Consider the following 12707-nt stretch of genomic DNA (forward strand, 5'->3'; position numbering starts at 1 on the left):
ACACGGAGCGGGAAGGCAGTACGGAGGCGGACGGCATGACCGACGACATACTTCGGATGCGGGGGATCACCAAGACGTTCCCGGGCGTCAAAGCCCTGCAGGACGTCAACCTGGTGGTACGCAGAGGCGAGATACACGCGATCTGCGGGGAGAACGGCGCCGGCAAGTCGACGCTGATGAAGGTCCTGTCCGGCGTGTACCCGCACGGCTCGTACGAGGGCGAGATCCTCTTCGACGGCGAGCCGTGCCGCTTCTCCGACATCAGGGACAGCGAGAAGCGCGGCATCGTGATCATTCACCAGGAGCTCGCGCTCAGCCCCTACCTCTCGATCGCCGAGAACATCTTCCTCGGCAACGAGCGGACCACCCGCGGCCTGATCGACTGGAACCGGACGAACGCCGAGGCCGCCGAGCTGCTGGAGCGGGTCGGGCTGCGGGAGAACCCGGTGACGCTCTCGATGGACATCGGCGTCGGCAAACAGCAGCTGGTGGAGATCGCCAAGGCGCTGTCCAAGCGGGTCAGGCTGCTCATCCTCGACGAGCCGACCGCCTCGCTCAACGACGAGGACTCCGCGCACCTGCTCGACCTGCTGCGCGGGCTGCGCGACGAGGGCATCACCTCGGTGATCATCTCGCACAAGCTGAACGAGATCCAGGCGATCGCCGACTCGACCACGATCCTGCGCGACGGCCGGACGATCGAGACCCTGGACATGAAGAACGACCGGGTCACCGAGGACCGCATCATCTCGGGCATGGTCGGCCGCGACCTGGAGCACCGCTTCCCTCCGCACGAGCCGAAGATCGGCGAGGAGGCGCTGCGGATCGAGGACTGGACGGTTCACAGCCCCAGCCAGCACGGCCGCGTCGTCGTCTCCGGCGCGAGCCTCACGCTGCGCCGCGGCGAGATCGTCGGCCTCGCCGGGCTGATGGGCGCCGGGCGCACCGAGCTCGCGATGAGCGTGTTCGGCCGCAGCTACGGGGTCGACATCTCCGGCCGCGTCTACAAGAACGGGCGGGAGATCCAGCTCCGCACGGTCGGCGAGGCGATCGGCCACGGGCTCGCGTACGCCACCGAGGACCGCAAGCGGTACGGGCTCAACCTGATCGAGGACATCAAGCGGAACGTCTCGGCCGCGGCGCTGGGGAAGCTGGCGAAACGCGGCTGGGTCGACGACAACAAGGAGTACCAGGTCGCCGACGGCTTCCGGGAGAGCATGAACATCAAGGCTCCCAGCGTGCTGTCGGTCACCGGCAAGCTCAGCGGCGGCAACCAGCAGAAGGTGGTGCTGTCGAAATGGATCTTCACCGACGCCGACGTGCTCATCCTCGACGAGCCCACCCGGGGCATCGACGTGGGTGCCAAGTACGAGATCTACTCGATCATCAACCAGCTCGCCGACCAGGGAAAGGCCATCCTGGTCATCTCCTCGGAGCTTCCCGAGCTGCTCGGCGTCTGCGACCGCATCTACGCCATGTCGGCCGGTCGCATCACCGGTGAGGTCTCGCGGGCGGAGGCCACCCCTGAGCGGCTCATGCAGTTCATGACCAAGGAAAAGGATTAGGGAGCACGATGAGCAGCGGCCAGGTCCCGGCGCACGGAGTCGCCGAACCCGCAGGAAACACCGGAGCACCGCCATCGGGCGGCGACCTGTTGTCGGTGCCCGCGAAGGCACCCGGCGGCCGTTTCTCGATGAACCTGCGGCAGAGCGGCATCTACATCGCCTTCGCACTGATCATCCTGCTGTTCTCCATCCTGACCGACGGTGGACTGCTCAGCCCGCAGAACATCTCGAACATCATGGTGCAGAACTCCTACGTTCTCATCCTCGCGATCGGCATGATCCTGATCATCATCGCCGGGCACATCGATCTGTCCGTGGGTTCCGTGGTGGGGCTCACCGGCGCCATCGCCGCCGTGCTGATGGTCGACATGGACGTGGCGTGGCCGCTCGCGATCCTCATCACGCTGATCGCCGGCGCGCTGATCGGGGCCTGGCAGGGATACTGGATCGCCTACTTCGGCATCCCGGCGTTCATCGTCACCCTCGCCGGAATGTTGATCTTCAGGGCGCTCACCCTCACCGTGCTCGGCAACCAGGGCATCGGCCCCTTCCCCGACGAGGTACGCACCCTCGCCAACGGCTTCGTGCCCGGCTTCTTCGGCAACATCCCCCTCGGCCCGCTCGACGGCGCCGACCTGATCACGCTGCTCGTCGGCCTGGCGGTGGTGGCCGGGATCGCCGGTACGCAGTGGCGGGCCCGCCAGGCGCGGCTGGGCTACCGGCAGAAGGTCGACGCGCTGCCCCTGTTCTTCCTGAAGATCGGCGCCGCCTCCGCGGTGGTGATGGTCGTGATCGTGCAGCTGGCCAGGTTCAAGAACCTGCCCTGGGTGCTGGTGCTCCTCGCGCTCCTCGTCCTGGGCTACACGCTCCTGACCAACCGCGCCGTCTTCGGCCGCCACATCTACGCCATCGGCGGCAACCTGAACGCGGCGAGCCTGTCGGGCATCAAGGTCAAGTCCGTCACGTTCTGGATCTTCGTCAACATGGGGGTGCTCGCCGCGGTCGCCGGCATCATCTTCGCCGGCCGCCTGAACCAGGCGGGCCCGACGGCGGGCAACGGCTTCGAGCTGGACGCCATCGCCGCCGCGTTCATCGGCGGGGCCGCCGTCCAGGGTGGCGTGGGCAAGGTCGTCGGCGCGCTCACCGGCGGTCTCATCATGGCCGTGATCAACAACGGCATGTCCCTCATCGGCGCGCCCAGCGAGCGGGTGATGCTCTTCAAGGGCCTGGTCCTGCTCGCCGCGGTCGCCCTCGACGTGTGGACCAAGCGCCGCGCGGGCGCGGGCCGCTGACCCCTCCCCCTCTCCCACCGAATACGCCCTCGGCCCGCCGGGACACCCCGGCGGGCCGAGGGCGTATTCGGCCGATGATCACCGGGTGTGGAGGTCCCCGCCCTGGGTAAGGCGAATGATCTCGACCGGTAAGAGGGGACAGCGATGGCGATCGACTCGTTGGGCATGTGGATCGCGGTCATCGCAGTGGTGGTGGCGCTGCTCACCCTCGACTTCGTGGTGGCGGCACGCCGGCCGCACGTCGTGGGCATGCGCGAGGCGGCCGCCTGGACGATCTTCTACATCGGCGTCGCCATCGCCTTCGGCCTGGTCCTGCTGTGGCTGGCCGGGGCGGGACTCGCGACGGAGTACTTCGCCGGATGGATCGTCGAGAAGAGCCTCTCCGTCGACAACCTCTTCGTCTTCGTCATCATCATGGCGCGGTTCTCGGTGCCCGAGGAACACCAGCAGAAGGTGCTGCTCTTCGGCATCGCCACCGCGCTGGTGCTGCGGGCCATCCTCATCGCGGTCGGCGCGGCGGCCATCTCCCTCTTCTCCTTCACGTTCCTCGTCTTCGGCCTGCTCCTGATCTGGACGGCGATCCAGCTCGTACGGCACCGCAACCAGGACCCCGACGTCGAGAACAACCCGCTGATCCGCCACGCGGGCAAGGTGCTGCCGGTCAGCGACGACATGCACGGCGGCAGGCTCGTCGCCCGCGAGAACGGCAGGCGGGTGGTCACGCCGCTGTTCCTGGTCTTCCTCGCCATCGGAAGCACCGACCTGCTGTTCGCGCTCGACTCCATTCCCGCCGTCTTCGGCGTCACCCGGCATCCGCTCATCGTCTTCGCCGCCAACGCCTTCGCGCTGCTGGGGCTGCGTGCCCTGTACTTCCTGATCGAAGGGCTGCTGGAGCGCCTCGTCTACCTGTCGATCGGCCTCGCGGTCATCCTCGGCTTCATCGGCCTCAAGCTCATCCTGTCGTTCCTGCACGAGGACATCTCGAAGTCCTTCCCCGAGGTCCCGACCCCGGTCTCCCTCGGAGTGATCTTCCTGGTGCTGCTCGTCACCGTCGTCGCCAGCCTGCGCAGGGTGCGCGCGCACCCGGAGGAGCGCGCCCACGCGGGCACCCTGCACCGGATGCGCCGCAAGGACAGAACCAGCAAGGGCAGCGAGGACAGCAAGGGCGGTGAGGACAGGACCGACGACTGAGGTCCCGGCCGCGGATCACCGGCCGGACGGACGCGCAGAAAAGCGCCCGGAACCGAGGAGCGCCGGAAAGCACAGCGGAAAAGCTCAGGCCAGACAGCGCAGGGCGGCCCTGAGCCTGCGGTCGAGAGGATGGTCGACGGGGTGGCCGTCCGGCAGGCGCCCGACGGTCGCCGCCACGAACGCCGCGGGCGCCAGTTGCGCGCTCGCGTCGTAGGCGTGCACCCAGATCCCGTCGGCGGTCAGCTCGACCTCGACCGTCGCCCCCTGCTCCGCGAGCGCGAACGCGCCCACCCTCACCCGCCACCAGACCCGCTCGTCCTCCTCGCCCTCCGCCACGGGCGCGCCGACGTCGTCGGCGTGGGTGGCGTACTCCGAGTCGTAGTGGAAGGTCTGCGACCCCACCGGGTACGGCCCCGCGAGGGTCGGCAGCAGGGCGTCACGGCCGAGTTCGCGCATCCGCTCGCGCGTCTCCCCGTTCTCGCGCCGCCACTCCTGGAGCACCTCCTCGACCGGAACGTCACGGCGGCGCTCCACGCACCAGGCGTTGAAGGCGTCGAAGCCGCCCTCCACACCCTCGCTCCCGAGCATCGCGGCGAACCCGTCGATGTCGTCGTCCAGACAGGCGTGGTTGTACAGCTCCTCCCCCGCCAGGTGCCCGAGCACGTCGCGCACCGACCAGCCCGGCAGCCGTGAGGGGCGTTGCCAGTCCTCCGCGTCGAGCCCGGAGAAGAAACGGTCGAGGCGACGGGCCTCGGTGTCGAATATGTCGAACGGGTTGAGATCCGCCAGCGGATCCTTCGATTCAGCGGTCATACCTCAGCGGTACCCGGAAACGACGGACATCTCCGTGCTCCCTGCACCTGCAGATATTCAAGATCACAAGGTTTCGCCCGCGCCGGTCTTTCCCGTCGGCGAACCGTCGTCACGGCACCCGGCCGGACAGTGGCGCACCGGTCCGGCAGCCGGTAGCGCCGGAGACCGTCTCACCCGGACACGGGAAGGAGCGGCCGAGGCGATCTCGACCACGTACCGGCTGCCTAGTCCTCGTTCTCGTGGTCGTCATCGTTCTCGTCGTCACTGTCGCCGCCGCGATGACGTGGCCCCGGCTCCCGGCCCTCCTCCTGGAAGGCGAACCCGGATTTGCGCAGGAAGTCGTAGAGCGGTCCGTCTGAGGCGAGCCTGCCCTTCCTGCGCGCCTCGGACAGGTCCCGGCCGAACTTGCGCAGTTCGTCGCGCGCCTTACGCTCATCGCCCTTCCACAGGGCCTCGCCCGCTTTGGTGACCCTCTTACGGATCTCGCGGGCCGTCCTGGGGTCGATCTTCCCCTGGAGCTCCTGTTCGGTGATCGCCCGGTGGAGGATCGGCAGCTGCACCTGCCATCCGGTCCCCGCCGGCGGTGACAGGACCGGATCCGGGGACGGCGCCGCCGCGCTCCGCGAGACGGACGGTGACGGTGTGGGGGTGGGTGACGGCGACGCGGGCGGCGTGGGCTGCTCGGGAGAGGGCGTCTCGGACGGCACTCCGGCCGTGCTCGCCTGCCCGGTCGGCTCCGACGGCGTCAGCGCCCAGACGGTCGCCGCCACCAGCACGGCCACCGCGCCCAGGGCGATCGCGAGGGTCCGCCCGGAAAGCCGCCCCCGCGTGAGCGTGGAGATGCCACCGGACACGGGCACCGGCCCGGAGACCGGCGGCCCCGGCGTGACCTTCGTCGGCGCGGGTGCCTGCATCGGTGCCTGTGCCGGTATCGGTGCCCCGATGTCGTACGTGGCCGTCGGTGCCGTCGGTGCCGCAGGGACCGGGGAGACCGGGGAGACACTGTCGCGGACGGCTGACGTGTGGTGGGCCGTCGCGGTGACCTGGCGGATCACCTCTCCCCCGGTCGGCCGCGCGGCGGGATCCTTCTCCAGCAGGGCCATGACCAGCCCCTCAAGCTCCGGCGGGACATCGGGCCGGTAGCGCCTGAGCGGATCCGGCCGGTCGCGGACGTGCTGGGAGATCACCTCCGCGTCGGGGCCGACGAACGGGGGCCGTCCGCACAGCAGCTCGTAACAGACGCAGCCGAGCGCGTACAGGTCGGAGGCCGTGTTCCCCGGCGTGCCGAGGATCTGCTCGGGAGACAGGTAGGCGGCCGTGCCGATGACGCTTCCCGCCGAGGTCAGCCGCATCGCGGCCTCGCTCGCGACCCTGGCGGTGCCGAAGTCGACGACCTTGAGCACGCCCCCCGTGCCCAGGTGCAGGTTCGCGGGTTTGACGTCGCGGTGCACGACCCCGGCCCGGTGCGCGGCGTCCAGCCCGAGCGCGGCCTGCCTGACCAGGTGGCACGTCTCGGACACGCTCAGCGGCCCCCGCTCGGCCAGCTCGGCGGCGAGATCCCGGCCGGTCAGCGACTCCATCACCAGGTACGGCCGACCCTCGTGCTCACCCATGTCGAGCACCGTCACCACGTTGGGATGGACGACGCGCGCGGCGGTCCTCGCCTCCCCGGCGAACCTCTCACGCACCGCGGCGTCGGCGACCTGCGGCGACAGGATCTTGATCGCCACCGCCCAGCCGGGGCGCAGGTCGTACCCGCGCCAGACCTCGCCCGTACCGCCACGGCCGATCAGCTCGTCCAGCCGGTACCGCCCGGCGAGCACGGCCCCCGCCCCCTCCTGAACGCTCACGATCCTCGCCATCGATTCCGAGCCCGACAATTGGCACCCAACTATATGAGGGGACTTCTCCGACTTATGGATCTACGTCCTAAATCCCGCGACGAACCGAGGCTTCTCGTCCCGTCGAATCTCATCGGCTCGTGGGCGATCCCGGCCTGCGGCGCCCTCCCCCGGAGAAGGGTCTCCGCTGCTCGGCGGCGGTGCGGGACGGGGCCCGTGGCCGGCCTCCGGTGATCCGGGCGGCACCGGAAACGAACCGGAGAACGCGGGAAAACCCGGAAGTCCCGGAGACGGCGTGCGCCTCCGGGACTCCTGGACTCCGGCCGTGTCGCTCAGCCCGCGTTCGCCGGGCCTTCCGCCGCGTTCACCGGGCGGTAGGCGAGGGCGACAAGACCGGTGTCGAACGTCGTGCTGTCGACGAGTTCCAGGGTCGCCGTGACGTCCTCCCCCCGGAACAGCCGCTGCCCCTTGCCGAGGATGACCGGCGAGACCAGGAGCCGGTACTCGTCGAGCAGGCCGTTCTCCATGAGCGCGTCGGTGAGCCGGCCACAGCCCCAGATCATGATGTTCCCGCCGGCCCGCTTCTTCAGTTCGGTCACCGTGGCGATGAGGTCGTCGCCGTGGACGATGGTCGAGTTCGCCCACTCGGCCTTCTCCAGGGTCGAGGAGACCACGTACTTCTCGGTGCCGTTCACGTGGTCGGCGTAGGGGTTGCTCATACCGGGCCACGCCTGGGCCATGCCCACGTAGGTGACCCGCCCCAGCAGCAGGGTGTCGCAGCCGAGGGTGAGGTTCAGGGCGTACGCCATCGACTCCTCGTTCGAGTACGGCATGGACCACAGGTGGGGGTTGTCGATGTAGCCGTCGACCGTGGTGTGGGTCATGGCAATGATCTTCCGCATGATTCTCTCCGTGTCGTTCGCGCCGGATGAAGCCCGTTGGAGCCGGGCTGGACGAGGTCGGATGTGAGGACGGTCAGGGGACGTACGGGCTCCTGGCTCGGGCGTCGCGCAGGGCGCGGGCCCACCAGGTCAGCCGGTCGAGCGTGCTCTTCGCCGCGCTGTTGCACTCCGCGCCGGCCCTCGGCCAGGTGCCGTCGGTCGCGAAGAGGTCCCAGTAGCGGGGAAGGATGACGGCGTCGCGGATGGCGACGGCGTGCAGTTCGGTGAAGACCTGGCGGAGCTGGTCGACCGCGTGCAGGCCACCGGAGTCCCTGCCGTAGGCGACGAAGGCGACGGGCTTGGCCTGCCACTCCTCGTAGTACCAGTCGATCGCGGTCTTCAGCGGAGCGGGGAAGCTCCGGTTGTACTCGGGGGTGACCACGACGAAGGCGTCGGCGTCGGCGAGCCTCGGCGCCAGAGCGGCCACCTCCGCGGGTGCGGGCTCCTCCTGGTCGGTGAGGGTCTGTGGCAGACCGGTCTCGGCCAGGTCGATCAGGTCGACGTCCAGGTCTCCGCGCCTGCGGGCCCGGGAGGTGAACCAGTCCGCCACGGTGGGCCCGAACCGGCCGTCGCGGGTGCTCCCGACGATGACCGCCAGTCGCAGCCTGCCCTCCTCCGGCATCTCCGTACCTCCCTCGTCTCCCGCTCCGTTCGATGTGCCCTCAGCATGTCCGACCCCCTTTACGGAAAAGCTCCCGCCGCTTTACGGCCGACCCGGGGAGCACGGGAATCCGCCGTAAGACGAGTGGTAAAGCGATGAGCGCCCGGGGTTATCGTGGCCTTCATGCGTTTTGGGGTTCTTGGGCCGCTCGCCGTGTGGACGACCGCCGGCGAGCCGGTGGCGATCCCCGGGCTGAAGGTCCGGACCCTGCTCGCCGACCTCCTCGCGCACGAGGGACGCCCGGTGCCCGCCGACCGGCTGGTCGACGACCTGTGGGGCGACGATCCGCCGGGCAACCCGACCGGCGCCCTCTCGGCCAAGGTCTCGCAGCTGCGCAGGGTGCTGGAGGACGCCGAACCCGGCTGCCGGGACCTGGTCGTCCGTCATCCGGCGGGCTACGTGCTGAGGGCCGACACCGACGTGGCCGACTTCCTGCGCCTGCTCGACGAGGCGGCCCTCGCGGGGGATCCACGGGTCAGGGCGGCGCTGCTGTCCGACGCGCTGGCGTCGTGGCGCGGCCCCGCGTTCGCCGACTTCGGCGACGAGCCGTTCGCACGCCCCGCGATCACGAGGCTGCTGGAACGGTGGCTCACCGCGCAGGAGGAGCACGCGGAGACACGGCTGGAGCTGGGCGAGCACGTCCGGCTCGCGGGAGAGCTCGGCGACCTGCTCGCCGCCCACCCGTTCAGGGAGCGGCTGCGCGCCGCGCACATGCGTGCCCTGTACCGCTCAGGACGGCAGAGCGAGGCGCTGGACAGCTACGAGGAGCTGCGCGTCCTGCTCGCCGACGAGCTGGGCCTGGATCCGGGCGCCGACCTGGTCACCCTGCACCGGGCCGTCCTCACCCAGGACCCGGCGCTCGCCGCGTCCGCCCCTCTCCCCGACAGGCCGGGCACCAATCTCCCCGCGCCGCTCACCGACCTGATCGGCAGGGAGGAGGCCGTCGCCGAGATCCGCACCCTGCTGGAGACGGAACGGCTGGTGACACTCACCGGTCCCGGCGGCGTGGGCAAGACCCGCCTCGCGATCGAGACCGCCAGACATCTGACCGCCCCGGGTCCTTCCGGCACCGCCCCCTCCGCCTCCCACGCCCCCGGCACCGCCTTCTCGGTCACCACCGCTCCCGGAACCGTCGCTCCCGGCAACGCCCCTTCCAGCACCGTCCCCTCCAGCACCGTCCCCTCCAGCACGGCCCTCTCCGGCGCCGTCGCTCCCGGCCTCGTACGTGACGGGGTGTGGCTGGTCGAACTCGCCGCGCTCGACCGTCCCGGCGACGAGGACGTGGTCCACCGGCTGGCTGAGACGATCATGACGGTGCTGGACGTCCAGGACGCCGCGGGTGGCGCGGGGCCGGTGACCGCTGCCGACCGGCTCACCGAGGCGCTGCGCCCCCGGAGGCTGCTGCTGGTGCTGGACAACTGCGAGCACGTCGTCGAGCCGGTCGCCGAGCTGGCCGGATCGCTGCTGCGCGCCGCCCCCGGCCTGCGGATCCTCACGACCAGCCAGGAGTCGCTCGCCCTGCCCGGCGAGGTGGTCTGGAGCGTCCCACCGCTGGAGGTGCCCGGCCGGGCCTTCGACGACATCCCCGAGCTGGAACGAACCGGGTCCGTGCGGCTGTTCGTGGCACGCGCGTCCGCCGCGGCCAGGGGGTTCACCCTCGACACGGACACCGCTCCGGCGGTCGCGGCGCTGTGCCGCAGGCTGGACGGCATCCCGCTCGCGCTTGAGCTGGCCGCGACGAGGGTCCCCGCCCTCGGGGTGCACGGTCTTGTCGCCCGCCTCGATGATCGTTTCAGGTTGCTGGCCACCGGGCATCGGGGCGTCCCACCGCGCCAGCAGACCCTGACGGCGATGATCGACTGGAGCTGGGAGCTGCTGACCGGGGCCGAGCGCGCCGTCCTGCGCCGCCTCGCCGTACACGCGGACGGCTGCGACCTGGAGGCCGCCGAGGCCGTCTGCGCGGATGACGACGTCCCCGCCGCGGACGTACTCGACCTGGTGGCACGGCTGGTGAACCGGTCGCTGGTGGTGATGGTGGACGGTGCCGACGGGCCGAGATACCGGCTGCTGGAGTCGGTGGCGGCGTACTGCGTCGAGCGTCTCCAGCGGGCCGGGGAGTACGAGCGGGTGCGGCTGCGGCACCTGCGCCACTACACCGACCTGGTCGAACGGGCCGAGCCGCGTCTCTACCGGGCGGACCAGCGGCGCTGGCTGCGGCGTCTCGACTCCGACGCCGCGAACATCCGCGCCGCGCTGAACGCGGCCGTCAGGAACGGCGACGCGGAGGGCGCGCTGCGCCTCGTCGGCGCGATGGGCTGGTACTGGTTCCTGCGCGGCCGGCTGACCGAGGCCCACCGATCCCTGGCGGCGGCACTCGCCGTCCCCTGCGGACCCCCCGCCGTCTCGTTCGCCGCCCTCCGGGCCAAGGCTCTCACCTGGAAGGCCGTGATCGCGCTCCTCCGAGGTGACGTCGCCGCCGCCGACCGGGAGCGGCTTCGCGGGGCCGCCCTGGAGGCGTACGAGAAGGCGGACGATCCCGGCGGGCGTGCCAGGGCGTGGTGGATCCTCGCCTACGCGGGGGTCGACCTCGGTGACCTGTCCGCCGCCGCGGACCTTCTGGACCGGGCGCTCCCCGCCTTCGAGGCGCTCGGTGACCGCTGGGGAACGGCCGCCGCCCTCGCCCTGCGGGCCAAACTCGCCCACGTACGCGGTGACCTGGACGGGCTCGGACGCGACGGCGAGCGCAGCGCGCGGATCTTCGACGAGCTCGGGGAGCGCTGGGGGCAGCTGGAGTCCGGCGGCTGGCTCGGCGCGCTGGCCGAGATGACCGGCGACCTCGACCGGGCCGAACGGCTGCAGCGTGACGGCATGCGCCTCGCCGAGGAGCTCGGGTTGTGGACGGAGCTCGCCGGGCGGCTGGGCTGGCTGGGCTGGATCGCACTGCAGCGCGGCGACTACGCGCGGGCGGCGGAGTGGAGCGAGAGGTCGCTGCGGCTCACCCTGGAGCAGGGTCACCGGGCCGGGCAGACCTTCGCCCGGATGGGTCTCGCCTTCGCCGCGCGCAGGGACGGCCGCCTCGACGTCGCCGAGACCCACCTGCGCGACGTGCTGGACCACACCCCTCCCGACTCCGGGGAGCCGCCGCCCTACCTTCCGATGATCATGACCGAGCTCGGCTTCGTCGCCGAGGGGCGCGGTGACGCGGCGGCGGCCCTCGACATGCACCTGGTCGCCCTCGATCTGATGGCGAGGTTCGACGGGACCAGGGAGATGACGGTCGCCGTGTACGGCCTGGCCGGGGCGCTCGCCGTCGCCGGACTCCACGACCGGGCCGCCCGGCTCCTGGGCGCGGGCGCCGCGGCCCTCGCGTCCGGTCCCATGCCCCTCACCTCCGTGGAGAGCGGCGACGTCGACCGGATCACCGCGCGGGTCCGTGACGCGCTGGGTGAGGAGCGCTTCGCCGCGGAACGCGAACGCGGCACCGCGCTCACCCCCGAGCAGATCAGGTCCCTCGCCGTCATACCGGAAGGCGCCGCGTCCTCGTTGGCCTGAATCCCCGGGCGGCGAAATCAATCTCGTGATGGATTACGAAGACCGACGGTCCTGGCAGACTGTCCGGCATGAGGAAGAGCACGGAGAACGGGGAGAACAGGGGAGACGGGGGCGACGGAGAGCGGGGGGAAGACGTCTCCGCGCCCCGGCCGCGCCGCAGGGGGCGCCCGCCCAGGGACCGCTCGGCCCCCACCACGCGCGACCGCGTGCTCACCGAGGCGACCGCCCTCTTCGCCAGGCACGGGGCCGACGGCGTCTCCATGCGCGACATCGCCGCTCAGGTCGGGATCGACGTCTCCAGCGTGCACCACCACTTCCCTTCGAAGTCGTCCCTGTACGACGCCTGCTTCGCCCGCGTCTTCGAGCTGGAGCAGGCGACGCTCACGCCGCCGGTGCGCGCCTTCCTCGCCGCCGTGCGCTCGGAACGCCCGGGCGACGTCGTGGACGCGATGCACGACCTGGTGGACGCGTTCGTCGACTTCCTCGACGACCACCCCCAGACCACGTTCCTGTGGCTGCGGCGGTGGCTGGACCCCACCCTCCACCTCTCCCTGGACGAGGCGTACTCGCTGCCGATCTACGGGGAGATCGAGTGCGCCCTGCTGGAGGCGGCCACCCGCGGTCTCGTCGTCGAGCCGACGCCGCACATCACCGTGCGCAGCCTGGTCTGGGCGGCCCACGGCCACGTGACCGCCCTGAGCGCCCGCGGCGGCGACGCCGTGACCGCCGATCGCGAGAGGCGCGAGTTCCGCGCCTACGCCCACCGTTTCGTCGACCGGCTCTACGCACCCCCTGGCGCCAGCGGCTCAGACGGCTAATATTCCATCATCCGATGGAATATGGGAGGCGAC

The 12707-nt window shown here is 70.8% G+C and carries 9 protein-coding genes; 5 read left to right on the plus strand and 4 right to left on the minus strand.

The features are described 5' to 3' along the window. Positions 1-35 precede the first annotated feature (35 nt). From mmsA to ACFY3V_RS03270, 3 genes are all read left to right on the plus strand, one after another. Positions 36-1565, plus strand: a complete 1530-nt coding sequence (mmsA, locus tag ACFY3V_RS03260) for a multiple monosaccharide ABC transporter ATP-binding protein (protein ID WP_350944271.1) — start codon at positions 36-38, stop codon at positions 1563-1565. A gap of 8 nt (positions 1566-1573) precedes the next feature. Beyond that, positions 1574-2857, plus strand: coding sequence for a multiple monosaccharide ABC transporter permease (gene mmsB / locus ACFY3V_RS03265; RefSeq protein WP_389769460.1), 1284 nt, complete (start codon positions 1574-1576; stop codon positions 2855-2857). 144 nt (positions 2858-3001) lie between these two features. Continuing rightward, the gene (locus tag ACFY3V_RS03270; protein ID WP_389769463.1) at positions 3002-4048 is read left to right on the plus strand and encodes a TerC family protein; all 1047 of its coding nucleotides are present in this window, start codon (positions 3002-3004) and stop codon (positions 4046-4048) included. Between the two features lie 84 nt (positions 4049-4132). Here ACFY3V_RS03270 and ACFY3V_RS03275 read toward each other — a convergent pair whose 3' ends face one another. The 4 genes from ACFY3V_RS03275 to ACFY3V_RS03290 all read right to left on the minus strand — a co-directional run bounded on the left by ACFY3V_RS03275 (position 4133) and on the right by ACFY3V_RS03290 (position 8265). Further along, positions 4133-4861 (minus strand): maleylpyruvate isomerase family mycothiol-dependent enzyme, encoded by a 729-nt coding sequence (locus ACFY3V_RS03275; protein WP_362902598.1) that lies wholly within the window; start codon positions 4859-4861, stop codon positions 4133-4135. A 224-nt stretch (positions 4862-5085) separates the two neighbouring features. After that, on the minus strand, positions 5086-6711 hold the full coding sequence (locus ACFY3V_RS03280) for a serine/threonine-protein kinase (protein ID WP_389769468.1): 1626 nt from the start codon (positions 6709-6711) through the stop codon (positions 5086-5088). Between the two features lie 323 nt (positions 6712-7034). After that, positions 7035-7604 (minus strand): dihydrofolate reductase family protein, encoded by a 570-nt coding sequence (locus ACFY3V_RS03285; RefSeq protein WP_362902602.1) that lies wholly within the window; start codon positions 7602-7604, stop codon positions 7035-7037. A gap of 73 nt (positions 7605-7677) precedes the next feature. Beyond that, entirely contained in the window at positions 7678-8265 is a 588-nt protein-coding gene (locus ACFY3V_RS03290) for an NAD(P)H-dependent oxidoreductase (protein ID WP_362902604.1), read from the minus strand. Positions 8266-8427: 162 nt separating this feature from the next. Here ACFY3V_RS03290 and ACFY3V_RS03295 point away from each other — a divergent pair, with 162 nt between their 5' ends. Together ACFY3V_RS03295 and ACFY3V_RS03300 are read left to right on the plus strand one after the other, a co-directional pair. Further along, positions 8428-11856: a BTAD domain-containing putative transcriptional regulator gene (locus tag ACFY3V_RS03295; protein ID WP_389769473.1), complete on the plus strand. Its 3429-nt coding sequence runs from the start codon at positions 8428-8430 to the stop codon at positions 11854-11856. A gap of 68 nt (positions 11857-11924) precedes the next feature. Then, positions 11925-12674 (plus strand): TetR/AcrR family transcriptional regulator, encoded by a 750-nt coding sequence (locus ACFY3V_RS03300; protein ID WP_389769476.1) that lies wholly within the window; start codon positions 11925-11927, stop codon positions 12672-12674. Positions 12675-12707 lie beyond the last annotated feature (33 nt).

The sequence above is a fragment of the Streptosporangium sp. NPDC000095 genome, assembly GCF_042899335.1.
Lineage (GTDB): Bacteria > Actinomycetota > Actinomycetes > Streptosporangiales > Streptosporangiaceae > Streptosporangium.